Source organism: Pseudoalteromonas sp. SR43-2, assembly GCF_014163885.1.
GTDB lineage: Bacteria > Pseudomonadota > Gammaproteobacteria > Enterobacterales > Alteromonadaceae > Pseudoalteromonas > Pseudoalteromonas distincta.
This window is the reverse complement of sequence record NZ_JACJED010000003.1, coordinates 1-26,291: the sequence shown is the minus strand read 5'-3', so window position 1 is coordinate 26,291 and position 26,291 is coordinate 1. Positions and strand designations below refer to the sequence as shown.

Sequence of the window (26,291 nt, the reverse complement as noted above, 5' to 3'; positions counted from 1 at the left end):
ATGCAGAGCTGTGGAATTTGTTGTTGAAGAACTCGCTATATGGATAAAGCCCGAACAGCGACAAATAAAAGAGAGTAATTGGTTTGATTCCTCCGTATTAAATCTTAGTTGGGTGCCTGCTATGAAGCGACGCCGAATGACTTCCTTTATTAAAATGGCACTCTTTAGTGCTCATCAAGTAAGCACACAAGGTAATTATGTTAACTTACCGAGTGTCTTTTCTTCTCGCCACGGCGATTTTCACAAAACGGCTAACTTACTTGTTGATGTAGTAAATGATCAGCCATTGTCGCCCACTGGTTTTGGGTTAAGTGTGCATAATGCCGCATCGGGGCTTTTCGGGATAATACAGGGTAATACAAGTGCTACAAATGCTATTGCTGCAGGAGCCGAAAGCTTTATTTATGCACTCGTAGATGGCTTTGTAAGACTTGCTGATAACGATCAGCCACACATGTTAATAGTTCATACCGATGAGACTCTCCCTGATATTTACGCTCAGTATGCCGATGAACAGCAAATAGCACACTCTATTGGTTTAATAATAAGAGCGCCGCAAAAAGGCGAACCCCATTTTAGTTTAAATAAAGTATTTAATATGGGCATGGAAAAAAGCGACTTACCAATGAGTATTCAATGCGCTAAAGCTTTGTATGAGCGAAGCAATACATTACTTGTTCATAACACGCTTGAGCACGATTGGCAGCTTACGTACCATGCTTAAAAATGCACAAAGGCTATGTGGATTGATTTGGCGGATTATTGCGACTGCATTTTGCTTTTCAGTTTTTGGAATTGGTGGTTTAGTATTAGCCTTTATTGTTTTTCCTGCTCAGCGCCTATTTCAAAGTGACTCAGTTAAACAAAAGCTTAAGGCTCGAAAAACAGTACATTATAGCTTCAAATTGTTTGTTAGTTTAATGCATGTAACGGGCGTTATTCGATTTCATGTCAACGATAAAGCAAAAATTGCAGGCTTAAAAGGGCAATTGATATTAGCAAACCATCCTTCTTTAATTGATGTTGTTGTTTTAATTTCGGTAGTAAAAAATGCAGATTGCGTAGTAAAAGCACATTTATTTAAAAACCCTTTTATGCGTGGCGTTATTAAAAGCACCGGCTACATAAGTAATGAGGACCCACAGGAGCTATTACGAGAATGCGAGCGCAGTTTGCAAAAGGGTAATAACTTAATTGTATTTCCAGAAGGGACACGGACAGAGCCTAACAAAGCATTAAAGTTTAAACGAGGCGCTGCAAATATTGCAATTAGGTGTCATGCGCCCATTACTACTTTTTTAATTAAAATGAAGCCAAACACTTTAACCAAAGGCACACCTTGGTATAAGGTCGCGCCATATCAGGCGCATTTTACAATGGGGCTTGCGAGCCAGCAGTTTAATTGTGCAACGTACCACAGCGGTATGCCTGCGATGCAATCACGCCAATTGACTAAAGATTTACAACATTATTTTACACAAGAGCTAAAAAACATATGAGCGAATTAAAAGAACAAATAAAACAACTGATTATCTCAAGCCTTGACCTTGAAGACATGACCACTGCTGACATTCAAGATGATGACGCTTTATTTGTGGATGGCCTAGGGCTAGATAGCATAGATGCATTAGAACTTGGCCTTGCGATAAAGAAGCAATTCGATGTGAAAATAGATGCAAACTCTGAGCAAACTAAAGCGCACTTTGCCTCAGTTAATTCTTTAGCAAAATTTATTGAACAAGCACGTTCTTAATATATAAAAGTAGGAAGAAAGATGAAAACCGCTGCTGAAATTTATGATGTATTACACGGCATTTTAGAAAACGAATTTGAAATAGACCCAGAAGATATTAGCTTAGAGGCTAACCTGTACCAAGATCTTGATTTAGACAGTATTGATGCAGTTGACTTAGTTGTAAAATTAAGAGAAATCACAGGTAAAAAAATTGAGCCTGATGCCTTTAAGCTTGTGCGCACAGTGCAAGACATAGTCACCGAAATAGAAAAGTTAGTTAACTAATACTATGTTAAAAGCAGTTTTAACAACGTTAATTATGATTTGCTTGGCTTGCTACCCTATTATTGTGTACGTAGGCCTTACGCGTTTTAATAGTCAGATTATTACAGTATTACTGCTATTTTTACTCGGGCTTAGACTTTGGTTAAGCAGAACCTTGTTTGATAAAATGCCGTGGTTAAAGCCCGCTACATTTTTAGCAGCCATTACTATTTTGATTTCCAAGGTAATGGATAGCGACTTAGGGCTGCGTTTGTATCCCGTAATCGTTAATTTAGTTATGTTAGTTGTGTTTGCGTATTCTTTGTATAAAGGGCCTTCTATTATTGAAACCTTTGCGCGCATTACTGAGCCCTCACTTGATGAAAACGGTGTAATTTATACAAAAAAAGTAACGCTAGTGTGGTGTGTGTTTTTTGTACTGAACGGTGGTGTTGCCCTGTACACCAGTATTTTTAGTAGCCTAGAAACTTGGGCTTTTTATAATGGTTTTATTGCTTACTTAGGCATGGGCGCATTGTTTGCGATAGAGTGGCTAGTCAGACAAAAAGTAAAAAGGAATGCCGGTGTTTAATGCTTTTCAAAGTAATGCGTTAAGAGCATGTTTTAATCATAACGACAATAATATTTTAGAGTATCAGTTTGTTAGTGATATAAACCAAGTTTTAGCAAAGCTATCAACGTTAAATACTAAATCATCGGTTGTTTTATACACCACAGACACCTATGAATTTGCCGTGTACCTATTTGCTTTAGCATCACACGGTAACGCAGTGATTTTGCCGTCGAATGGGCAACCTGCAACGTTAAACTCCTTACTTAAACAAACGCCTTTTTTCATTGGTGAATCTGAATTAGTAGCCGATGTAGAGGCTGATTTTTTAGATGTAGGTACGTTAGACAATCAACCTCATTTCGTATCTCTTGAAATAATTAAATGGCCTGAAGAAGGTACAATTGTTTTTTACACGTCGGGCTCGTCGGGTAAAGCAAAGCCAATTGTAAAAACGTGGCAGGTAATAAATAAAGAATTAAGTACATTAATTAATAGCTACGCACTGATTGATAATCCTATTTTTATAGCGAGCGTTTCGCATCAGCATATATACGGCTTATTGTTTAGATTATTGTGGCCATTACGTGCAGGAAAGGTTGTAAATACAGAACTATTGCATTACCCCGAGCATGTAGCTAAAAAGCTTAGGTTATTTAAAAAAGTAGTGTTTGTTTCAAGCCCAGCGCAGTTAAAACGGTTATGTATCGATAATGTATTAGTGAATGATAAGTCTCATTTACAATGGATATTTTCATCAGGTGGACCGCTACTAAATGAAGATGCCATTTCGTTGTTTACGCAATTGAATAAACCAGTCACACAAGTTTTTGGTAGTACCGAAACAGGTGGTATTGCATATCGACAAGTTACTTCACTTGAAAAGGTTAGCCTTTGGCAGCCATTTTCGGGTATTAAAGTACGGGCTTTGGACGATCAGCGTTTAATTTTAAACTCACCGCTCGTTCGCGACAAGAATTACCCTTTAGATGATAGAGGCGAAGTGTTTAAAAATGGTCAATTTAGATTATTAGGCCGATTCGATCGAATTATAAAATTAGAAGAAAAACGATTAAGTTTAGATGAGCTAGAACAACATTTGTGTACTAGTGAGTGGGTAAGTGAAGCTAAAGTAATCGCCTTGCCTGGTGAGCGATTAATTGTAGGCGCTATTGTTGTGCTTACGCATAAAGGGCAGATGTTTTTTAATGGTGACGGTAAGTTAGCTACAAATAATTTATTAAAAGCGCATGCATTAGCGCGCTTTGAGCGAATTTGTATCCCTAAAAAGTGGCGTTTTGTAGAGCAATTACCATACAACTCACAGGCAAAGTTAAATTTAAAAGCATTGGAGAGTCTTTTTGCAAAAGTTGACTAAAACACAGCCTGATTTACTGTCTTGTGAACAAGTAGAGCAAAAGTGTAAATTAAGCTTACTAGTTCCTCATGATTTAGATTATTTCAAAGGACATTTTACGGATGGCCCAATACTCGCAGGTGTTGTGCAATTAGACTGGGCTGTGGCTGCAATTTGTAAATATTATAATGTTCAGCAACCTGTTAAAAATGTTGAAGTATTAAAATTTCAGGTAGTGATTACCCCAGGTATAACAATCGAATTATTGCTTGAGCAAAAAGCAGAGAATAAATATACCTTTTCGTATAATTCAAACAAAGGACAGCATGCATCTGGCCGTGTTGTTTTTGAAAGCCTAATAAATGAATAACTTTTGTATTGTTATCCCAAATTATAATCACATTACGGTTATTGATGATGTACTGAGCCAATTATCGTCATTTAATCTTCCTATTATTATGGTTGATGACGCAAGCAGAGTCGAAGCTAAAAGTGTGTTCAGTAAGCTTGATGCAAAATACACGCAGTTGAGTGTAGTTAGCCACGACGATAATCAAGGTAAAGGCGGCGCGGTACAAACAGGCTTAAAGCAAGCATATAAGCTAGGTTTTTCGCATGCGATACAGGTTGATGCTGATGGTCAGCATGACTTATCTGATATTAAAAAACTAATAGCGCTTTCAAACGCTCAGCCTAAAGCGCTTATAAGCTGTTGCCCAATATATGACGATTCAGTGCCTAAACACCGTTATTTAGCACGTTATTTAACGCATGTTTGGGTATGGATTGAAACGTTAAGTTTTACAATTGTAGATTCGATGTGTGGCTTTAGAGTATATCCGCTTGAGCAAAGTACAAAGCTAATTGATGAGGTATCGCTTGGAAAACGCATGGATTTTGACCCCGAAATTTTAGTGCGTTTATATTGGCGCAATGTGCCTTTTGTATTTTTACCTAGCCAAGTAATTTACCCCGAAAATGGGCTTTCTCATTTTCAGCCTTTACACGATAACGTGCGTATTTCGTGGTTACACACCCGCTTGTTTTTTGGAATGTTGATTCGCTCTCCTGTGTTAATTTGGCATAAATTAAAGAGGCGTTATGGCCGCTAAACACTGGTCTAAAATGCAAGAGCGCGGTAATTTCTTAGGTATTCAAATACTGTTATTTGCTCATAAATTACTGGGTAGAAAAGGGCTGTGGATTGTTTTGTTTCCTGTGGTTTTTTATCTTTTTTTAACAGGAAAAGTAGCGCGTGTAGCATCTAAAGCGTTTTTAGCGCAGGTTAATGTTTACCAAGGCTGCAAACAACCTGTTACGTTTAAAATGCAATTAACGCACTTTTGCAGTTTTGCAGATAGCGCATTAGATAAAATTGATGCTTGGCTTGGGCGAATAACCCAACGTGATATTAAATACACGAATGAGCATTTATTTGCTGAGCTAGATGAGCAAAACCAAGGGGCTATTTTTATAGGTTCCCACTTGGGTAATTTAGAGGTGTGCAGGGCACTTAGCCAGCACCGCAGCAGTAAAAAAATAAATGTACTGGTGTTTACTCATCACGCTGTTGAATTTAATAAAATGCTTAAAAAGATTAACCCAGATGTGTCGGTCAATTTAATACAAGTGACTGATATGGGGCCTGACTTAGCTATTTTACTAAAAGAAAAAGTAGAGCAGGGAGAAATAATCGTTATTGTTGGTGACAGAACAAGCACAACAACGGCTTCTCGGTCGGTACAGGTACCTTTTTTAGGCAAAAAAGCCCCATTTTCACAGGGACCTTTTATATTAGCCGCGCTGCTTGATTGCCCTGTTTACTTTTTGTTTTGTTTAAAAGATAAAAAAAGCAAAAAGTATCAAGTGATATTTGAACATTACAGCCAATCATTAAAAATGCCTCGACGAGAGCGACAGCAGGCGCTAACACTTATTATTACTGACTATGCACAGCGTTTGAGTTATTACGCAGCTTTATATCCTTATCAGTGGTTTAATTTTTACGATTTTTGGAAAAGTGATCAGCAGGTAGTGCGCGATCAATCAATGGAGAACAAGTGTGACTGAACAAAATATACAGCTTTTTGGCAATCAGCGATTATCAATTGAAGATATTGTTCGAGTTGCCTTTAATGAAACACAAGTGCAATTAAATAGCTGTGAGACTTTTAGCGTTAAAATTAATAGCGCTTTGCGTTTTTTAGACACACTTTTAAAAGAAGATGGCGTGATTTACGGCGTTACTACTGGTTACGGTGATTCTGTAACGGTGGCTGTACCCCTTGATTTAGTTGATGAATTACCTCTGCATTTAACTCGCTTTCACGGCTGTGGACTCGGGGATGTATTTAATAAAGTTCAAGGGCGTGCAATTTTAGCGACCCGCTTAACATCACTTTCACAGGGCTACTCTGGTATTAGCTGGGAAATGCTGCATCTACTTAAAGATTACTTAAATAACGATATAGTGCCTGTGATCCCGCAAGAAGGGTCAGTAGGTGCCAGTGGCGATTTAACACCGTTATCTTACGTTGCAGGTGCGATGGTAGGCGAGCGTGATGTGTTTTACAAAGACCAAGTACGTAACAGTGCAGAAGTTATGAAAGAAGTTGGCTTAGAACCACTAACACTAAGGCCAAAAGAAGGTCTTGCCGTTATGAATGGCACAGCGGTAATGACTGCATTAGCGTGTTTAGCGTTTGATAGGGCTAATTACTTAGCTAAACTGGCGAGCCGTATTACTGCATTATCAAGTTTAGCGCTTAAAGGAAATAGCCATCATTTTGATGAGATATTATTTTTAGTTAAGCCACATCCTGGGCAGCAACAAATTGCACGTTGGATAAGAGAAGATTTAAACCATCACGATCACCCTCGTAATGCAGACAGACTTCAAGATAGGTATTCAATCCGTTGTGCACCCCATGTTATTGGTGTGCTGCAAGACAGTCTTCCGTTTTTTAGGCACATGATAGAAAACGAGCTTAACTCAGCAAACGATAACCCAATAATTGACGGCCAAGGTGAGCATGTATTACACGGCGGGCATTTTTACGGAGGCCACATTGCAATGGCAATGGATAGCATGAAAACAGCCGTTGCAAACCTTGCTGATTTAGCCGACAGACAAATCGCTTCTTTGGTTGATACTAAGTACAACAATGGGCTACCTTCAAACTTGTCTGATAGTGCACCAGAGCGCCGTTATATTAATCATGGTTTTAAAGCGGTTCAAATTGGCTGTAGTGCTTACACTGCAGAGGCATTAAAGCTAACCATGCCGGCCAGCGTTTTTTCTCGCTCTACGGAGTGTCATAATCAAGATAAAGTGAGTATGGGAACTATTGCGTCTCGCGATTGTTTACGTATTTTACAGCTAACAGAACAAGTGTTAGCAAGTACGTTATTAGCCAGCATTCAAGGTGTTAGATTACGTATTAAGCAAGGCGATCTTGAGTTTTCGACTTTAACGCAAGATATGCAAAACATGTATACCGATATAACTGATTACTTTGAAAACCTCACTGAGGATAGACCAATGGAAGCCGTGCTAAGGCAAACAATAGGGTATATTCAAACTAAACGTTGGGCGTTGTATGAATAGTAAAGGTGCATTATTAACGCATGTGGTAGAAATCGAAATTCCATTTCATGACTGCGACCCGATGAATGTTGTATGGCATGGTAATTACCCACGTTATTTAGAAGTAGCGCGCTGCGAGTTATTGCGGTTATTTGATTATGATTACCCGCAAATGCATGAATCGGGCTACGCGTGGCCAATCGTTGATATGCAAATAAAGTATGTTGCCTCAGCAGTATTTACTCAAAAAATTAAAGTAGCGGCTTATTTAAAAGAATACGAGAATAGACTACGAATTGATTACGTAATCACTGACTCGCTAACTAATAAGCGCCTTACTAAAGCCTCAACCACGCAAGTTGCGGTTGAGGTTAGCTCCAAAGAAATGCAATTTGAATCACCCGTTATTTTATTTAATAAGTTAAAAGCGGTTTTGAATTAAATTTTTATTTTATAGGCGATTAAATGAATTTTTTAAAATGTTTTACATTGAGCATAGCTATTAGCTTTTTACTGTTTTGCACTGTAGTAAATGCAGCAGCTATTAAAGGTGAGTTTAAGCAATATAAGCAATTTAATGGATTTGCTAAGCCTTTTATTTCGTCGGGTGTTTTTTCGTTAATTGACGAAAAGCTCATTTGGCAAGTGAAAATGCCTGTTGAGAGTATGCTCATAATAGAAAACGGCAAAGTGCTTGCACAAAATGCCAATGGTGAGTTAATACCACAACCCGGTAGCGAGCAATTTGTAGGATTACTGAGTGACTTACTTAGCGTAAATATGAGTGCTCTGGAAACACGTTTTGACATTGCTAAAATGCAAGACAGTTGCACACAGTTAACACCAAAAGAAGCGATGCTACAGCAATTATTTAGTGATTTTATTTTATGTGAAACTGCTCAGCAAGTGAGCAGCATTACACTAAATGAGCACTCAGGAAATAACACAAAAATTGAGTTTACTTATTCCAAATAAAATTATGTTTTTAAATAATGCAGTGGTTAATTAAGGGAATAGTGCAGTGACAAAACGAATTACCGTTATTGTAGGGTGGTTTAGCAGTTTAATTTTACTTTTTGCTGCAGCTTTTTGGCTGTCTAAACCAACGTTTAGCGCCGATATGTTTAGCTTATTGCCAAAGTCCCACTCCCAAATTGCACATGCGGAAGATGTTTTTTTTCAGCAAAATGCTAACCGTATTATGTTCTCGTTTGCAGGAAATAATAAAAATAAAGCATTTGATGATTTCCAAAAATGGCTCGACGATAATGCAATTAAAAGCACATTTAACTTTCCGTCCGTTAACGATTTAGCGCAAACATTCTCACCTTTCAAACATGCGTTATTAAGTGATACTTACAAGCAAACATTAAGCAAAAAAACAACGTTTGAACATTATTACCTTGAGCAATTAAATCAGTTAGGCAACCCATTTGTAAGTGCTACCTTAAGCAAAGATACAAGTTTGAGCTTAGCGGCATTTATAGAAGATAACTTAAAACAAAGCCAATTGTTTACGCTTGAACAAGGTCGTTTAACTCGACATTTAAATGGCGTTGAATACCGTGTCATTTTGTCAAACTTAGCGCCTGAAAATTTAGGGGTTAATAAATCGATTGATTTAGCAGGCTCGATAATTAAACAGATCAATTTACTTAATGAAACCTACCCTGATTTAAGCATTACTTACTCTGGTGTGCTATTTCATACGGCTGAAAATGCTAAACAAGCTAAATACGAGATGAGCTTGTTTGGTGGCATTAGCTTATTAGCCCTTATTGCGATGGTATTTTGGGTATTTAGGCGTTTAAACAGTATTTTATTAGCAAGCTTTACCGTACTGAGCGCACTTATTGGTGGCGCTATCGCTATGGTGTTGCTGTTTAATACTATTCATTTATTAACGCTTGTTTTTGCAGTTACCTTGATTGGTATTGCCATTGATTATGCATTTCATGGTATGACTGACTTAGCCAAAAAAGAGCATGAAAAAGGCTACAGCAAAGGGACTCAATCTGCGCTTTTACTGTCTCTTATTACGACTACGTTGGGTTATTGCTGCTTACTGGGTGCGCCACTAACGTTATTATCTCAAGTTGGCGTGTTTGTTATTGCGGGTTTAGTGAGTGCTTGGCTATTTACAGTTTTAGTTTTGCCATTGTGGCAATCTACACTCACGTTATCGCCTTCGAGTCTATTGATGAGTCAAAAGCTCATTAAGGTTTTTTTATATTGTAATAGTTTAAAAAAACCAATACTCATTACGTTATTAGCCCTTATAAGTGCGTTATTTTTAATAAAACCTATTAGCTTTAATGATGATGTAAAGCTATTAAATGCTAGCTCCGAGCATTTAATGCTAAACGAAAAAAAGCATTTGTTATTACTTGGGCAATGGGATAGCGAAATTGTTTTTATGTTTGCAGATAGCGACGAAGCGCTTTTACAAAAACAAGAACAATTTTTAAAACGCTTAACCCAACTAAACCCTAATTTTAAACATAATAGCATTAGCCATTGGTTGCCTAGTTTACAAAAGCAGAGCGATAACCAAGCCTTGTTTGAACAGGCTAAAAATAAAGGGACTTTGGATATTGCAGAGCGCGTTACTGGGCAAGCGTTAGCAAGTACAAAAGCACCGTTATTAACTTATGAAACACTCGCCACGAGTACATTTAAACGATTACTGCTTTCTCAAATGATTGTTGAGCCAAGTCAATCGATAACATGGATGTCTATTTCGGGTATTTCATCTGATCAACTAATTAATGAGGTTGAAAAAAATAATGGAATTTACCTTTATAATAAACCTAAACAAATTAGTACTTTATTAAGTGATTACCGTGAATATTTACTATTAAGCCTAGTGCTTGCGGGTTTTATTAGTTGGCTGCTTTTTAGTTGGCGATTTACGATTAAGATAGCGCTGCTGCAGGTGACCATTTTATCTATTGTGGTGTTGAGCATGCTTTGGGTATGTAATGCGATTCAAGGTAGCTTGTCGTTATTTAATTTACTCGGTGCGTTACTTGTTATTGCCTTAGCAATTGATTACCTCGTTTTTTATCAAATAAATAAGTTAGAGCCCAAAAATGTGTTAGCGATTAGCTTATCGGCTGCGTCATCAATGTGGGTATTTGGCATGTTGAGTGCATCTGATACACCGGCTATTTTTAGCTTTGGGCTGAGTGTAATGGTAGGGATTTTAGCTATTTACTTTTTATCACCGCTGAGTGTTTTAAAGCCTCAAAAGGAACAATAATTTGAATAACCTTGAGCAGTACGATGTTGTTGTTATTGGCGCTGGGCCTTCTGGTGCATTGGCTAGTAGTCTTTTAGTTCAAAAGGGATGGCGGGTACTGGTACTTGAACAGCAGGCGTTTCCACGTTTTTCAATTGGTGAAAGCTTACTGCCGCAATGTATGGCGTACTTAGAAGACGCGGGCTTAATCGATACACTACATAACAATGCAGCGGCTTTAGGTTTTCAGTTTAAAGATGGCGCTGCTTTTCATCGGGCAGGGCAAAATACAACTATAAATTTCACTGAAAAATTTACTAAAGGCCCAGGCACTACGTATCAAGTGAAAAGAGCCGACTTTGACAAATTATTAGCAGACAAAGCACAAGAACAAGGCGTAGAAATCAGATATAAGCACACGGTGGTTGACTACTGTGATGAGCCAAATGGTGCATCATTAGTGGTACACAATGAGAAGCAGCAAGCTTATCGCGTTAATGCCCGATTTGTATTGGACGCAAGTGGCTTTGGGCGTGTATTACCAAAATTGTTAGATTTAGAGCTTCCTTCTAACTTTCCTGTTCGAAGCGCTTATTTTAGTCACTTTAAAGACAATATTAGTGATACAAGCTTCGATCGAAATAAAATTTTGATTACCGTACACCCTCAATATTCAGACGTGTGGTATTGGCTTATTCCCTTTAGTGATGGTACTGCGAGTATTGGGGTTGTGGCGCAGTCAGAGCGTTTTAATGATGATGAATCTAGCGATTTACTAAATCAATTTATAGAGCAAGACCCTTATTTAAAAACACTGTTAGCACAGCGTGAGTTATTAACTCCAGCAAAAAATATAAAAGGCTACTCGGCAAATGTGAGTAAGTTATATGGTAAGCACTTTGCTTTATTGGGTAATGCGGGGGAATTTTTAGACCCGGTATTTTCATCAGGTGTAACAATCGCACTCAAATCTGCAAATTTAATTGCCCCACTTGTTGATCGCTATTTAAAAAACGAAGTCGTCGATTTTGACGCTCACTACGCACAGCCATTACAAGCTGGAGTCGATTGTTTTAGAACATTTGTAACAGGGTGGTACGATACGCGTTTTCAGGATGTGATATTTTACTCTGAACAAAATACCCAAGTACGAGAAATGATCAGTGCTATTTTAGCGGGTTACGCATGGGATACGAATAACCCATTTGTTGCACAAAGTGAACGCCGTTTAAATGTGTTGGCTCAGTTATGTCAAAATTAATTAAGTATGCGGTGTGTAGTGTATTTATATTTGCTGTATTGAGCGCATGTACGAGTTTTACAGCATCTAAAAATAAAGTGTATCTATCACCTAATATTCAATTAAATATTAATAGTGTGCCAGCACAAATGTTTGATAAGTCTTGGCAGCATGTTTTGTATATTACGAATCAGCAAAACACACACACTGTATTTGCCCAATTAGCTATAAATGACAAAGGTGCAATTAAGTTATTGTTAATGACAGTGCAAGGCTTTCCAATTATGGAGCTTGAAAAACCTTTAAATGGCCCAGTAAAAACACTAAATATGCTGGCGGTAGAAGGGATAGACCCTCATTATATTTTGGCGGATATTGCATTAGTACATTGGCCAGTAGCATTTTTACAAAAGCAGTTAGAGGGTGCTTTAATAGAGCAGGTTGGCTCTAATCGGCAGGTATTTAACGATGAGGGTACATTTATTACCATTGACTATAGTGATGAGTCGACAACGTTGAACAATATTTTACATCAGTATCAAATAACATTTAAAAAGGTAGAACAGTGACATATTGGCTGAATGATTTAGGCATTGTGAGTGCGATGGGCATAGGCCAAGATGCAACCACAACAAGCTTAAATAAATATAACCCTGCAACTCCTTTATTAACTTTAAATAAAAGTTTAAGTGCTGAGCAAACTCCGCTGTATGTCGGGCAAGTTCAGTCTATTGCTTTATCAAATAATAAACGTATCAATACATTTATTGATTTAGCTTTAGAGCAGATTAAGCCAACCTTAGATAAACTTTCGCATATTGATAAGTCGCGTATCGCAATTGTAATGGGTACTAGTACATCAGGTATTCATGATGGCGAAAGAGCGCGTAAAAGCTATGAAAGTACAAAACTCTGGCCCGGTGACTTTAGTTACAGTGATCAAGAGCTAGCAACACCCGCTCATTACATTGCACATAAAATAGGGGCGCTAGGCCCTTGTTACAGTATTTCTACTGCATGCACGTCGAGCGCTAAAGCGTTAATTAGCGCTCGAGCTTTGCTAAATACTGATTTAGCCGATGTGGTAATTTGTGGTGGTGCAGATAGTTTGTGCCAATTAACAATTAATGGCTTTGATTCGCTCGCTTCTTTAAGCTCGGGTCTATGCCAGCCTTTTTCTAGCACCAGAGACGGCATTAATATTGGTGAAGGGGCCGCTTTATTTGTAATGACTAAAAATACGCCAATAACAAATAACGGCGTTATGTTACTAGGCAGTGGCGAAAGCTCAGATGCGCATCATATGTCAGCCCCTGATCCTAATGGGATGGGCGCCCAAGCCTCAATGGAAAAAGCACTAAAAAGTGCAAAGTTATCTTCTGGTGATATTGATTATATTAACGCTCACGGTACGGCTACTGTAAAAAATGACGAAATGGAAGCACTTGCAATTAATCGCGTGTTTGGCAACAATACCCCGCTTAGCTCAAGTAAGCATTTAACAGGACATACTCTTGGTGCTGCAGGCGCCATTGAAGCCGGTATATGTTGGTTATTATTAAAAGACAGCGGCCAACATATGCTGCCGTATAACGTGATTAAAGAAGGCAGTGATTTGGCTGATATAAAAATAATAAAACAAGCGTTTAAGCCCGCTCTTAAATACTGCTTATCTAATTCATTTGCGTTTGGCGGTAATAATGCCAGCTTAATATTGGGAGTTAACGTTGACTAATTACCCTATAGAGCAAGTAGTCCCGCATGATGCGCCTATGATTTTAATAGATAGCCTTTTAACACACAGCGAAGATGAAGCTCAATGCGGCGTTACTATCACTGAGCAAAGCCCTTTTTTTAGTCCTGCAATTAATGGCGTACCTAGCTATATTGGTGTTGAGTACATGGCGCAGTCTATTGCCGCTTACGCTGGTGCGTTAGCGAATGATGAAAATAAACCTGTAAAAATTGGTTTTTTAATTGGCACGCGAAAGTATCAAACTTATCGACCGTGTTTTAAAAACGGGAGTAAGCTGACTATTGAAGTAAAAAAACTATATCAAGAAGAGTCAGGTCTAAGTGTATTTGAATGCCAAATACACGCGTCTGAAACCCTACTTTGCCAAGCAAAAATTAATGTATTTCAGCCTGAAAATCCGTTGGAATTTATAAGAGAAAATCAATGACAAAAAGAATTTTAGTTACAGGTTCAAGCCGTGGTATTGGTAAAGCTATTGCGTTAAAACTTGCTGAGCAAGGGTTTGATATTGCTGTGCATTGCAGAGCCGGTGTTGAGCAAGCTCAAGTAACATGCGATGAGATTAATGCATTAGGTAGAGCTACCAGTTTATTACAATTTGATGTATGCGACAGAGAGCAAGCCAAAGCACAAATAATAGAAGATATAGCTAAGCATGGCGCTTATTATGGCGTGGTGTGTAATGCAGGTATTACTAACGATATGGCATTTCCTGCTATGCAAGGGGAAGACTGGGATTGTGTAATACGTACAGGCCTTGATGGGTTTTATAATGTAGTACACCCAACTGTAATGCCTATGGTACAAAGCCGTAAAGGTGGGCGAATAATTACAATGTCATCGGTATCAGGTATTGCAGGTAACCGAGGGCAAGTAAATTATAGTGCAGCAAAAGCCGGTATTATTGGAGCTACTAAAGCACTTGCATTAGAATTGGCAAAACGCAAAATCACAGTTAATTGTGTGGCACCTGGTTTAATAGAAACCGCGATGACTGATGAATTACCTATTGATGAAATGATGAAAATGATCCCCCTTAAACGCATGGGGAGCGTTAAAGAAGTTGCGGGAACAGTTGCTTTTTTAATGTCTGATGATGCAGCTTACATAACACGCCAAGTGATTTCGGTTAATGGTGGTATGGTTTGATTAAACGCGTTGTTGTAACAGGGATGTCGGTGGTCACTGCATTTGGCGATGATTGGTCTGAATTCAAACAAGCCTTAATTAAAGGCGAAAATGCGGTTGTTACTATGCCAGAGTGGGATATAGCTAACGAACTCAATACCCGTTTAGCCGCGCCAGTTAAACACTTTGAGCGACCAAGTCATTACAAACGAAAACAAATCCGTTCAATGGGGCGAGTGTCACTTATGTCAACTCGTGCGACTGAATGCGCACTTGAACAAGCCAAACTACTAGAGCACGACAGTCTAACAGATGGCTCTACGGGCATAGCGTATGGCTCATCTACGGGCTCTACTGAGCCACTACTCGCCTTTGCAAATATGATGGAAACGGGGTCGATGTCAGGTGTAACAGCCACGAGTTACATTAAAATGATGGCGCATACTGCCCCTGTAAATGTTGGTGTGTTTTTTGGTTTAAAAGGGCGCGTCATAACAACAAGCTCTGCTTGTACATCGGGATCTCAAGGAATAGGCTTCGCCTATGAAGCGATTAAGTTTGGCCGACAAAAAATAATGGTGGCTGGTGGAGCGGAGGAATTATGCATCACAGAGGCTGCAGTATTTGATACGCTTTATGCAACATCTACAAAAAATGACACACCAAAACAAACACCTCGTCCCTTTGATGTAAATCGTGATGGCTTAGTGATAGGCGAAGGCGCGGGTACTCTTATTTTAGAAGAATACGAACATGCAAAAGCGCGCGGAGCAACAATATTAGCTGAGGTGGTTGGTTTTGGTTGTAATTCTGATGGACAGCACGTTACTCAACCAACATCAAAAACAATGCAACTAGCGATAGAAATGGCACTACAAGATGCTAATTTAGAACCAGAAAAAATTGGTTACGTTAATGCTCATGGTACATCAACAGATAAAGGTGATATTGCCGAGTCTCACGCAACGTTTAAAGCATTGGGTAGTAAACCTATTAGCTCGTTAAAAAGTTATTTGGGGCATACATTAGGTGCTTGTGGGGCAATAGAGGCATGGGCAAGCATTAATATGATGGCTGATAATTGGTTTGCACCAACAATTAATTTAGATAACGTTGATGACGAATGTGCTCAGCTTGATTACATAAGGCATCAAGGACGTGAGATTAATACCGATTATGTGATGAGTAATAACTTTGCGTTTGGTGGTATTAACACCTCTTTAATATTTAAACGTTATAAAGCAGATTAAACGCGTTAAAATAGAACTAATGACTAACTGTTGACTCGTTTTTGCTGTATAATTTGCGACCCTTGATAATGTGGCCGTAGGTTATACAGCATGAATTTTAAATCTTTTAGTTTCGCTCCTGAAATCATCCAGGCGTTGGACGAACTTAACTATCACACTCTTACGCCCATTCAGCGCGCAGCAATCCCTGCTGTTCGTAAAGGTAAAGACGTTTTAGCCAGTGCACAAACTGGTACCGGCAAAACTGCCGCGTTTGCTTTACCTATCATCCAAAAATTGGTTGAGTCTGAACTCAGCACAACGAATGCACCTCATGCGTTAGTACTTGCGCCAACGCGTGAACTTGCAGAACAAATTGCAAATAATTTTAGAGATTTTGCAAAGCATACATCACTTAAAGTCGTTAGTTTATTTGGTGGTGTTAGTACCGCCGGCCAAGCAAATGCTTTAAAAGAAGGTGTAGATATTGTTGTTGCAACACCAGGTCGTTTATTTGATCATATTCGCTTAGGTAACTTAAGCCTTGCAAGTGTAAAACACCTTGTTCTTGATGAAGCCGACCGTATGCTTGATATGGGCTTTATTGAAGACATGCAAAACGTGATTAAAAGCTGTGCAGAAGAGCGCCAGATTTTACTTTTCTCTGCTACTTTCCCTGCAGCAATTAAACAATTTGCATCTAAAGTATTAAAACAAGCTGAAATAGTGCGTGTTGATCAAACTAACAGTACAGCAAGTACTGTTGAGCATGTTGTTTACCCTGTTGAAGAACGTCGTAAGCAAGAGCTACTTTCTGAATTGATTGGTAAGAAAAACTGGCAACAAGTGCTTGTATTTGTAAACATGAAAGAAACGGCTGACGAGCTTGTTAAAGAGCTTAACCTTGATGGTATTCCGGCGGGCGTTTGCCACGGTGATAAATCTCAAGGTAACCGTCGTCGTGCTTTACGTGAATTTAAAGAAGGCAAAGTACGTGTATTAGTAGCTACAGAAGTGGCTGCTCGCGGTATTGATATTGATGGTTTACCTCGTGTAATTAATATTGATTTACCATGGCTTGCAGAAGATTACGTTCACCGTATTGGCCGTACAGGTCGTGCTGGTCGTCAAGGTCAAGCAATCTCATTTGTTAGCCGCGAAGAAGAAAACACTTTGTTTGAAATTGAAACGTTAATCGGTCAAAAAATCAAACGTGTATATTTAGAAGGTTACGAAGTAAGTAACCGTGAAGTACTAATTGATAAAATTGGTAAAAAACCAGCGCATTTACGCCGTACACGTTCTAACAAGTTATCAGGACAAGCAACCGGTGAAGCGAGAGCAGTAAATCGCTCACGTATTTCAAGTGTTCGTAAAAGTTTAAAAGGCGAAAAACTGTCACTTAAAAAGTCATAGTTAACGCCGTTTAGTTAAAAAAAAACCTGAGTTTACTCAGGTTTTTTTGTGCCTGATGATAACACCTCATCAATAATATTTGCGTATAAATAAGCCGCTTGCTCGTCCTCTTTATTTGCTATTATGGACAAACCAACAGGTAAACCACTTACTTTTCCGACAGGTAGGGTTATGTGCGTTGTGCCTGCAATAGCAGATAACGAACTACTACTGCCATTAAAATTATCACCATTAACTAAGTCTGTTTTCCAGGCGGGTGATACTGTAGGCGCTATAACAATATCAAGCTTGTTGTTTTTATATACATTAACAATGGCTGTCGTTGCTAAAGTTCGATAGCGTTCTTTAGTCTCTTGGTATTTTTGTTTGTTAGTTAAATCAATAGCCTGCGATTTAACTAGGATATCTTGCTCAAAGTGGGGCATTTCTGTATTTTTATTTTGAATATTAAAATTAATAAGTGCTTTTAGGCTTTTAACAGCTACTTGTGCGGGAGTGCTTGCGAGGTAGTGATTAATTTCGGCTTTAAAGTCGTAAAGTAAAATATAGTATTCATCAGCAAATAGCGTATCTAAGTTATCAGTAATATCTACATTAAAAACAGTGTGCCCAGCCTGTTTTAATGCTTGTAACTGCTTGGCATAAAGGCGCTGCGTTTCAACTGTAAATTTATCGCTAGGGAGTGCACCAATAATAAGTGACGATTTTGATTTTAGATTACCTGTTTTTAATTCAAACCCTGTAGTTGTTGCATCAAGGGAGTCCTCACCTTGCAAAACTGATAAAACCAGCAATGCATCTTTAAGTGAATGCGCCATCGGCCCTACTGAATCTTGGCTACTTGAAAGAGGTATAACGCCTGAGCGTGATACTTGGCCCATACTCGGTTTTATTGCATAAACTCCATTTACTGAGGCAGGGCACGTAATTGAACCGTCTGTTTCAGTCCCTAATGCTATAGGCGCAAAGTTAAGTGCGACTGCCACAGCAGAGCCTGCACTAGAACCACATGGATTACGTGTTACATCGTGCGCATTATGTGTTTGTCCGCCTACGGCACTCCAGCCTGACGATGAATAGGATGAACGAAAATTTGCCCATTCACTTAAATTAGCTTTACCTAAAATTATAGCGCCCGCATTACGTAGTTGTTTAACAACAAAAGCATCATTATTAGTAACGTTATTTTTAAGTGCTAAAGAGCCAGCCGTTGTGGGAAGTGTGCCTTTAGTTTCTATATTATCTTTAAGAAGTACAGGTATTCCGTGTAATGGACCTGCCCAAGTGCCTTTGGCGGCAAGTTCATCTAACGTTTTAGCTTGAGCAATCGCTGTAGGCTCAATACTAATAACTGCATTGTATTGTGGGTTAAGTTTATTAATTCGCTCTATATAACTTTGGGTGAGTTGCTGTGCATTAATAGAATTATTTTTATATGCACTTTGGATTTCATTGATGGTTTTTAGCTCCTGTGCTTTAGCGTTAAAAATTGCTAATACACTGAGCAACGAAAAGGTAAATGTTTTGATCATTGTTGAGGTGCTTGAGTTGTTATTATTTTCTATACATTTAGCACAAAAAAACCTCACAAAGTGAGGCTTTTCGATAAACAGCTTAAAAAAGAGGTTTAAGCGCTTTCTAACATAGACAGTGCGACTGCTTCAGCTGCTTTAATACCATCAATACCCGCTGATAAAATACCACCAGCGTAACCTGCACCTTCACCTGCAGGGTAAAGCCCTTTGGTGTTAATACTTTGGAATGTTTTATCGCGCTTAATACTAATAGGCGACGAAGTACGCGTTTCAACACCGGTTAATAAGCCGTCGTTAGTTGAAAAACCACGAATTTGTTTATTAAACGCAGGTATCGCTTCGCGAAGAGCATCAATTGCAAATTGTGGTAACACTTTACTCAAATCAGTTAACTTAATACCAGGTGTGTAAGAGGGTTGTACTTCACCTAAGTCTGCAGATGATTTACCTTTTAAGAAATCTCCAATTAACTGTGCTGGTGCATCGTAGTTGCTACCACCAAGCTCATACGCTTGCTCTTCAAGTTTGCGTTGTAAGTCTATTCCAGCAAGTGGATTACCAGGGAAATCTTGCTCTGGTGATATACCTACCACAATAGCGCTGTTAGCGTTGCGCTCACTCCGTGAATATTGACTCATACCATTGGTAACAACACGGCCTTCTTCAGAGGTTGCCGCGACTACTGTGCCACCTGGGCACATACAAAAGCTGTAAACCGTGCGGCCATTGTCGCAGTGATGAACAAGTTTATAATCGGCAGAGCCTAAAATTGGGTTTCCTGCATTTGTGCCAAAACGACATTCATCGATCATTGATTGTTTATGTTCGATTCTAAAACCGACTGAGAATGGCTTTGCTTCAACATAAATCCCTTTTTTGTGGATCATATCAAACGTGTCACGTGCGCTGTGGCCAACGGCTAATACAACATGGCGAGTGTTTAGCTGCTCGCCATTTGAAAGCGTTAAACCTGTTACTTGCCCGTCGTCTAAATGAATATCGTCAACACGTGTGCTAAAGCGAATTTCGCCGCCAAGCTCTATTATACGAGCGCGCATTTTCTCAATCATGGTGACAAGTTTAAACGTACCAATGTGTGGCTTACTTACGTATAAAATTTCATCGGGTGCGCCTGCTTCTACAAATTCAGTAATGACTTTTCGGCCATAATGCTTTGGATCTTTTACTTGGCTGTATAACTTACCGTCTGAGAATGTACCTGCGCCACCTTCACCAAATTGTACATTTGATTCTGTATTAAGTGTGCGTTTACGCCAAAAGCCAAACGTGTCTTTTGTACGTTCACGTACTTCTTTACCGCGCTCTAATATAATGGGTTTAAAGCCCATTTGAGCAAGTAATAAGCCCGCAAATAAACCACAAGGACCAAAACCAATCACGACAGGGCGCTCTTTGATATTATTGTTAGCTTGGGCTACAAATTTATAACTTGTGTCTGGTGCTACTTTTACATGTTGGTCTTTTTCAAATGCTGCGAGTAGCTCGGCTTCGTTATCAACTTCTATATCGAGTGTATAAATAAGCAAAATAGCTGATTTTTTACGTGCATCATAACCACGTTTAAACACATTAAAACTGTGCAATTGTTCAGGTTGGATTTTTAGTTTATTTACAATTGCTTGACCAATTGCGTCTTCGTCATGATCAAGTGGCAGCTTTATTTCGGTTAAACGTATCATTTATATCTCTTTTAGGTGTCATAGCGGGGTATTATTACCGCTCACAATAAGGGGATGCAGGGCACAACGGGTGTGCAAACATTAGGCGCGCATTTTACGTTAAAATAGGCTGATATGGCACTTATTTATTGTATTTTTGGAGTGGATGGGTATGATCCGCAACTGTTGTTCAAAATCTTAGGTATTAAAATAGTATGGCGTTTGTTGTCACCGAAAATTGTATAAAATGTAAGTACACCGATTGCGTATCAGTGTGCCCAGCAGATGCATTTTTTGAAGGCCCTAATTTTTTAGCAATTAGCCCGATTGATTGTATCGATTGTGGCTTATGTGTCCCTGAGTGTTCAGCTGATGCTATATACCAAGAAGATGAGCTACCAGAGTCTCAAAAAGAGTTTACTGAATTAAATGCTGAGCTTGCACTGGTCTGGCCGCGCATTACAGAGGTTAAACCTGCTCCAGAGGACGCTGATGTATGGAATGGCATAGACGATAAGCTTAAACTACTCGAAACATAATACATAACAATTAGTTGCTCCTTTATCATTAAATAGTTAATTTTTTATTTCAAAGTATTAACAAATGTACCTGGATAAATTACAATCCTCAGCTTAAGTTGCTCCTTATGAGTAATTACAGTCTAAATGGATGTTTATGCAGTACTTTATAACTATAATAAAAAAGTTTACCTTCCTATTTTTAAGTTTTGCTTTATTACTTTCAAGCCTTGATGTAGCGGCTAAAAAACAGCAAGTATCCTTGTCCCGTATTAATTCAAATATCACCGTTGATGGTGTTATGGATGAGGCGCACTGGCAAAATGCAACACGTATATCTTTACTCTACCAAGATGAGCCTAACGAAAAAGGCACACCCCCTGTAAAAACTGATGCTTTTATTTACGAAGATGGCACTAACTTATATGTTGCCTATGTTGCACAAGATCCAGACCCTACGCAAATTCGTGCATCACTTCGTGACCGGGATACGCTATGGGAAGACGACTTAGTTATTCTTGTTATTGATACATTTAATGATGAACGCAGTGGTTATGAATTCCATGTGAACCCGCTGGGTGCGCAAGGCGATATACGAATGACCGACACCGATGGCTGGAGCTCTGATACCTCATGGAATGCTATTTGGGATAGCGCAGGACAAATTAACGACAAAGGTTATGTTGTTGAAATGCGTATTCCTTTTAAAGCATTGCGTTTTCCTGAAAATAAAAATGAGCTAACGTGGGGTTTTTCTGTAATGAGAAACTATCAACGTGATGTGCTATATCAGCTATCAAATATGGGGTTTGATAGAAATGTGAAATGCAGCCTTTGCCAGTTTGATAAGTTAGTTGGCTTTAGTGACATTGAATCAAGTAAAAATATCCAATTAACACCTACATTAACCACACTGCGTAACGATAATAAATCTGCGTTGCCAGGTGATTGGGATAAGGGTGATATAGATACTGAAGTGGGCTTAGATTTACGCTGGGGTTTAACAAAAGATGCTGTTTTAAACGCGACAATTAATCCTGATTTTTCGCAAGTAGAAACTGACTCTTTAGAGCTTGATGTAAATACAACCTTCTCAATTTATTACGCTGAAAAACGTCCTTTCTTTTTAGATGGTGCTTCTTACTTTAAAAGTAGCTTATTTGAGCTTTTATACACACGTACAATTGCAGAGCCTACTTTAGGTGCAAAGCTGACGGGTAAAACGGGTGATCATAGTTATGCGCTAATGCTAGCTGATGACGACAATAGTAATATTTTACTGCCAACGAATCAGGGCTCTGGCTTTGCAAGCTTAAACGAAAAAACGAATGCAGCCGCAGGGCGTTATCAATATGATTTAGGTCAGCAAGGTACTATTGGTATTTCAAGCACGCACAGAGAAAGTGATGACTATCACAACACTGTATTATCAGTGGATGGTACCTACTGGTTTAATCAATCGGATACTCTTTTGTATCAAGTGTCATCTGCTGATACTCGTAACTCTGAATTTTTAATTCAAAACTATAACTTATCTGAAACTCAATCAGATGAAGCTTATGCTCTAGAATTTACCCGCGATAAGCGTGATTACAAATTATTTGCATCTTATGAAAATATTGGGCAGGACTACCGCACTGATTTAGGTTATCAAGCTAAAGTCGATTATGAAAAAGTGGGCTTTGGTGGCGGACAAACATGGTACAGAGATGAATCTGATTTACTTACCTCATGGTCATACGAAGCTGACTGGGATAAAACATGGGCTCAAAACGGTGACTTACTTGAAGAAGAGTACGAAGGTTTTTTAAGTTTTAAAGGTCAAATGCAATCTATTTTTGAAATTGGTTTAGTACACCGTTATGAAAATTATAATGACAATTTTTATAATCAAAATATTGGTTACATGTATACGGGCTTTAAACCCACTAAAGATTTAAAGTTATCATTATATGTTGAATACGCTAGCCGCATTGATTATGCAAATGAGCAATTAGGCGATGCGTTTGACACCCAAACCCAAATGGTGTGGGACATTAACGACCATTGGCAGCTCGATGTAAAACATAACTACAGCCAATTAGATAACCCACAAGGGGAGCGTGTATTTACAGCTAACTTAGTTGATTTTAGGCTTCATTATAAATTTAGTATGCGTTCAATTCTTAAGCTTATTTTACAATTTGAAGATATTGATAGAGACGAAAATGCCTACTTTTATCAAGTTAGCCAAATTAACAAAGACTATGGTAGTCAGCTTGTTTACTCATATAAAATTAATGCGCAAACACTGTTTTATTTGGGTTACTCAGATAGAGGTTACCAAGACGATTCACTTAAAAATATTGAGCGGGATCAACGTACCTTATTTACAAAAGTTAGCTATGCATGGCAGCTTTAAATATTAAAAAAAAAGGAATAAATATGAAAACTTTAAAAATAACAGTTGCAGCAGCAATGGTTGCTACCTTGGCGGGTTGTGCGGCCAAGCAAGACATTACTCGCTTTGAAACAAACAAACCTAAAACAGTGTGTATTGCTGAACATAAGGCTGTTAAAGAGGGTGTTATTGATGCGATGAAAAAAGGTTTTGCAAAGCATGAGGTGGAAACTCGAGTAATTTCAGCAAATTACGTATTAAAACACCAAGACTATCAGACTGAATTATCTGGTTCAGATACTACTGGTTGTAATGCCGTGGCTTACTATGTAGCAAATTGGCGTTGGGATTTAGCACTATATATGGCATACGCAAATATATGGGTGAAAGATGTTGAAACAAATGAAAAAATAGCACAAGCATCTTATCGCACGGGTGGTGGGTTGGATAAATTTATAAATGCGGAAGAAAAAATTATAGAGCTTATTGACGGTATGTATTAAATTTTAAACAATTGAAACGTTTTTGTTTATTTTTATTAATCCTATCTATACTATATGTAGATATAGTTAGTTAATCCATTATCGTTACAATTTTTTGTTATTCTAATGGCTTAGGGTTATATCAATGCTTGCGTAGTACTAAATGCAAGCGATATAATCCGCTTTTGGTAATAGGTTTGATAGGAGAAGCAAAATAGATGGATTTTTTTTATGAATAAACTTAAGCCGCTCGGTTTTATTTTCTTAATCATAGTTCTATTTTGTTTCTGCATAAACATAGAGTTAACTAATCAGATCAACCGTATAAATCTATTTCAGACTAATATTGATATACGAAGTTTCGAGATCACGAATACCTCCCTTGATATGGCTCCTTGGTATAATCCCATTTTAAATGGCCATTATATAATTGAGCAGCCAACAGCTGATTTTTTACTTATCAAAACCACTGATACCCAATTTGTAGCCGCTGATTCTAATAAGTTAATCATGATGACACTCTCATCACCCATGAACTTTTTATTTTTATGTATATTGATATTTGGCTCAGGTATCTACTTACGTAGAGAACGTAGAAAACGTCATTATAAAAATCAAATAGCGGAGCTTAACCGCCAAGCCAATAGTTTACTTACGGCATTTAATTTACAAGTTACACCGCCAGAGAATCCGTTGGGTGTAAGCAGCTTAAGCCAATCTATAAATAGCTTAAATTCACATGTAGTTAATTATGTAAAACAAACTCAAACAAGTATTTGCCAAGATAAACTGACGCAGTTAATTGACCGCCATGCATATATTGAACACATAGACAGACAAATAAATCATGCTAATCAGGAAGATCTCAAGTGTGCGCTTCTATTTATCGACTTGGATGGCTTTAAACAAGTAAATGACTCGTTTGGCCACAGTTTTGGTGATGAGATATTAGTTCAAGTGGCCAGTCGACTTGCAAATGTTTTACGTCACCATAAGTTAAGCAATATTAATAGCGCTAACCAATTAGAGCAAAATTTATCAAGGTTAGGAGGGGACGAATTCTCCATATTTATAGAACTACTTGATGATAGCGACAGAGTTGTTGAAATTGCAAAGCACGTGCTAAGTGAGCTTGAAAAAGACTTTGTGCTTGGTAATAAAATAGTAAAAATTAGTGCCAGCATTGGTATTGCGGCTTACCCAGAAAGTGCATCAACGCCTCAAGCGCTTTTACAATTAGCCGATGTAGCTATGTACAGAGCTAAAAGTGATGGTAAGGGAATATTTAAAGTTTACTCGCCAGAAATGGGTAACAAAATGCGCCGTTACCATTATTTACTCGAAGAATTGCGTTTAGCGCTCGCGTGTAAAGATTTTTACTTATCTTTTCAGCCAATTGTGCATGTTGAAGATTGTATGATTGATTATTTTGAAGCACTTGCACGCTGGGACCACCCAGTTGAGGGTATGATCCCACCTTCAGAATTTATTCCAATAGCAGAAGAGTCTAATTTAATATTAGAGCTTGGCGATTGGATTATGCTTGAATCGTGTCGGCAAATGGCCGCATGGCATAATGCAGGTATGCGCAAAGTAAAAATATCAGTTAACGTTTCGGGCATTCAGTTAAAGCACCGCGATATTTATGATTGGATAATGAAGAAACTAAAAAAAACCGGCTTACCGGCGACGTCTTTAATGCTTGAAATTACCGAATCAACATTTATTCAAGCCAGCCCTAAAATAATTAAAGAGCTAACTAGACTAAGAGAAGAAGGCATCACTATTGCAATTGATGACTTTGGTACCGGTTTTAGCTCGTTAAGTACATTAGCGGATTTACCAATTGATGTTATTAAAATTGATCGCTCGTTTATAGCACAAGCCAATAAAAGCCAAAAATACAATGACATATTAAATACAATTAGTGAACTTGGACAAAAGCTGGGCCTTAAAATTGTAGCTGAAGGCGTTGAAGAAATAGGGCAGTTTGAGCTTGTTAAAAAAATGGGGGTGAGCTCTGTTCAGGGGTACTTAGTAAGCCGACCTGAGTCATCAGCTAATGTAGGTAATAAAGTATTACGTAACAATACTAGTAACCTTTCAGCATCAGGTACAAGTGCGTGGGATATTGTTAGTTAGTTAGTTAGTTAGTTAGTTAGTTAGTTAGTTAG

26 protein-coding genes are annotated in these 26,291 nt (G+C 38.4%); 24 read left to right on the top strand and 2 right to left on the bottom strand.

Features of this window, described 5'->3' with window-relative positions:
• Positions 1-10 precede the first annotated feature (10 nt).
• The 20 genes from H5120_RS03125 to H5120_RS03030 all read left to right on the top strand — a co-directional run bounded on the left by H5120_RS03125 (position 11) and on the right by H5120_RS03030 (position 17,523).
• Positions 11-724, top strand: coding sequence for a beta-ketoacyl synthase chain length factor (locus H5120_RS03125; RefSeq protein WP_182673564.1), 714 nt, complete (start codon positions 11-13; stop codon positions 722-724).
• A complete protein-coding gene (locus H5120_RS03120) occupies positions 717-1,499 on the top strand; it encodes a 1-acyl-sn-glycerol-3-phosphate acyltransferase (protein WP_182673704.1) in 783 nt (260 codons plus the stop codon). The genes H5120_RS03125 and H5120_RS03120 overlap by 8 nt, the downstream gene beginning before the upstream one ends.
• Positions 1,496-1,753: a phosphopantetheine-binding protein gene (locus H5120_RS03115; protein WP_002958649.1), complete on the top strand. Its 258-nt coding sequence runs from the start codon at positions 1,496-1,498 to the stop codon at positions 1,751-1,753. The genes H5120_RS03120 and H5120_RS03115 overlap by 4 nt, the downstream gene beginning before the upstream one ends.
• A 21-nt stretch (positions 1,754-1,774) precedes the next feature.
• Positions 1,775-2,020, top strand: a complete 246-nt coding sequence (locus tag H5120_RS03110; protein ID WP_002958648.1) for an acyl carrier protein — start codon at positions 1,775-1,777, stop codon at positions 2,018-2,020.
• 4 nt (positions 2,021-2,024) lie between these two features.
• On the top strand, positions 2,025-2,591 hold the full coding sequence (locus H5120_RS03105) for a hypothetical protein (protein WP_182673563.1): 567 nt from the start codon (positions 2,025-2,027) through the stop codon (positions 2,589-2,591).
• The gene (locus H5120_RS03100) at positions 2,584-3,948 is read left to right on the top strand and encodes an AMP-binding protein (RefSeq protein WP_182673562.1); all 1,365 of its coding nucleotides are present in this window, start codon (positions 2,584-2,586) and stop codon (positions 3,946-3,948) included. The genes H5120_RS03105 and H5120_RS03100 overlap by 8 nt, the downstream gene beginning before the upstream one ends.
• Complete coding sequence (locus H5120_RS03095; protein WP_182673561.1) at positions 3,932-4,297, top strand: thioester dehydrase; 366 nt, start codon at positions 3,932-3,934, stop codon at positions 4,295-4,297. Before H5120_RS03100 ends, H5120_RS03095 begins: the two co-directional genes overlap by 17 nt.
• Positions 4,290-5,039, top strand: a complete 750-nt coding sequence (locus H5120_RS03090; RefSeq protein WP_182673560.1) for a glycosyltransferase family 2 protein — start codon at positions 4,290-4,292, stop codon at positions 5,037-5,039. The genes H5120_RS03095 and H5120_RS03090 overlap by 8 nt, the downstream gene beginning before the upstream one ends.
• The gene (locus H5120_RS03085) at positions 5,029-5,997 is read left to right on the top strand and encodes an acyltransferase (protein WP_002958640.1); all 969 of its coding nucleotides are present in this window, start codon (positions 5,029-5,031) and stop codon (positions 5,995-5,997) included. Before H5120_RS03090 ends, H5120_RS03085 begins: the two co-directional genes overlap by 11 nt.
• On the top strand, positions 5,990-7,534 hold the full coding sequence (gene hutH, locus H5120_RS03080) for a histidine ammonia-lyase (RefSeq protein ID WP_182673559.1): 1,545 nt from the start codon (positions 5,990-5,992) through the stop codon (positions 7,532-7,534). Before H5120_RS03085 ends, hutH begins: the two co-directional genes overlap by 8 nt.
• Positions 7,527-7,955, top strand: coding sequence for a thioesterase family protein (locus H5120_RS03075; protein WP_182673558.1), 429 nt, complete (start codon positions 7,527-7,529; stop codon positions 7,953-7,955). The genes hutH and H5120_RS03075 overlap by 8 nt, the downstream gene beginning before the upstream one ends.
• Positions 7,956-7,978: 23 nt before the next feature.
• Entirely contained in the window at positions 7,979-8,488 is a 510-nt protein-coding gene (locus H5120_RS03070; RefSeq protein ID WP_182673557.1) for an outer membrane lipoprotein carrier protein LolA, read from the top strand.
• A 46-nt stretch (positions 8,489-8,534) separates the two neighbouring features.
• Positions 8,535-10,775 carry a transporter gene (locus H5120_RS03065; protein ID WP_182673556.1) on the top strand — a complete coding sequence of 747 codons (2,241 nt, stop codon included), beginning with the start codon at positions 8,535-8,537 and terminating at the stop codon, positions 10,773-10,775.
• 1 nt (position 10,776) lies between these two features.
• Positions 10,777-12,015: an NAD(P)/FAD-dependent oxidoreductase gene (locus H5120_RS03060; RefSeq protein ID WP_182673555.1), complete on the top strand. Its 1,239-nt coding sequence runs from the start codon at positions 10,777-10,779 to the stop codon at positions 12,013-12,015.
• Positions 12,003-12,563 carry a DUF3261 domain-containing protein gene (locus H5120_RS03055; protein ID WP_182673554.1) on the top strand — a complete coding sequence of 187 codons (561 nt, stop codon included), beginning with the start codon at positions 12,003-12,005 and terminating at the stop codon, positions 12,561-12,563. Before H5120_RS03060 ends, H5120_RS03055 begins: the two co-directional genes overlap by 13 nt.
• Positions 12,560-13,729 (top strand): beta-ketoacyl-ACP synthase, encoded by a 1,170-nt coding sequence (locus tag H5120_RS03050; protein WP_182673553.1) that lies wholly within the window; start codon positions 12,560-12,562, stop codon positions 13,727-13,729. Before H5120_RS03055 ends, H5120_RS03050 begins: the two co-directional genes overlap by 4 nt.
• Positions 13,722-14,177, top strand: coding sequence for a hotdog family protein (locus tag H5120_RS03045; protein WP_002958632.1), 456 nt, complete (start codon positions 13,722-13,724; stop codon positions 14,175-14,177). The genes H5120_RS03050 and H5120_RS03045 overlap by 8 nt, the downstream gene beginning before the upstream one ends.
• A complete protein-coding gene (gene fabG, locus H5120_RS03040) occupies positions 14,174-14,899 on the top strand; it encodes a 3-oxoacyl-ACP reductase FabG (RefSeq protein ID WP_002958631.1) in 726 nt (241 codons plus the stop codon). Before H5120_RS03045 ends, fabG begins: the two co-directional genes overlap by 4 nt.
• Positions 14,899-16,128: a beta-ketoacyl-ACP synthase gene (locus H5120_RS03035; protein WP_182673703.1), complete on the top strand. Its 1,230-nt coding sequence runs from the start codon at positions 14,899-14,901 to the stop codon at positions 16,126-16,128. Before fabG ends, H5120_RS03035 begins: the two co-directional genes overlap by 1 nt.
• 90 nt (positions 16,129-16,218) lie before the next feature.
• The gene (locus tag H5120_RS03030) at positions 16,219-17,523 is read left to right on the top strand and encodes a DEAD/DEAH box helicase (protein ID WP_002958629.1); all 1,305 of its coding nucleotides are present in this window, start codon (positions 16,219-16,221) and stop codon (positions 17,521-17,523) included.
• Between the two features lie 32 nt (positions 17,524-17,555).
• On the opposite strand, the gene H5120_RS03025 is transcribed toward H5120_RS03030, so the two are convergent.
• Both H5120_RS03025 and H5120_RS03020 read right to left on the bottom strand, forming a co-directional pair.
• Positions 17,556-19,055: an amidase family protein gene (locus H5120_RS03025; protein ID WP_182673552.1), complete on the bottom strand. Its 1,500-nt coding sequence runs from the start codon at positions 19,053-19,055 to the stop codon at positions 17,556-17,558.
• Between the two features lie 95 nt (positions 19,056-19,150).
• Entirely contained in the window at positions 19,151-20,758 is a 1,608-nt protein-coding gene (locus H5120_RS03020) for an NAD(P)/FAD-dependent oxidoreductase (protein WP_182673551.1), read from the bottom strand.
• Positions 20,759-20,952: 194 nt separating this feature from the next.
• Here H5120_RS03020 and fdxA point away from each other — a divergent pair, with 194 nt between their 5' ends.
• The 4 genes from fdxA to H5120_RS03000 all read left to right on the top strand — a co-directional run bounded on the left by fdxA (position 20,953) and on the right by H5120_RS03000 (position 26,259).
• Positions 20,953-21,276, top strand: a complete 324-nt coding sequence (gene fdxA / locus H5120_RS03015) for a ferredoxin FdxA (RefSeq protein ID WP_002958626.1) — start codon at positions 20,953-20,955, stop codon at positions 21,274-21,276.
• Positions 21,277-21,412: 136 nt separating this feature from the next.
• Positions 21,413-23,656, top strand: coding sequence for a carbohydrate binding family 9 domain-containing protein (locus H5120_RS03010; RefSeq protein WP_182673550.1), 2,244 nt, complete (start codon positions 21,413-21,415; stop codon positions 23,654-23,656).
• A complete protein-coding gene (locus H5120_RS03005; RefSeq protein ID WP_259397814.1) occupies positions 23,644-24,138 on the top strand; it encodes an Sbal_3080 family lipoprotein in 495 nt (164 codons plus the stop codon). Before H5120_RS03010 ends, H5120_RS03005 begins: the two co-directional genes overlap by 13 nt.
• A 366-nt stretch (positions 24,139-24,504) precedes the next feature.
• Complete coding sequence (locus H5120_RS03000; protein ID WP_404936367.1) at positions 24,505-26,259, top strand: putative bifunctional diguanylate cyclase/phosphodiesterase; 1,755 nt, start codon at positions 24,505-24,507, stop codon at positions 26,257-26,259.
• Positions 26,260-26,291 lie beyond the last annotated feature (32 nt).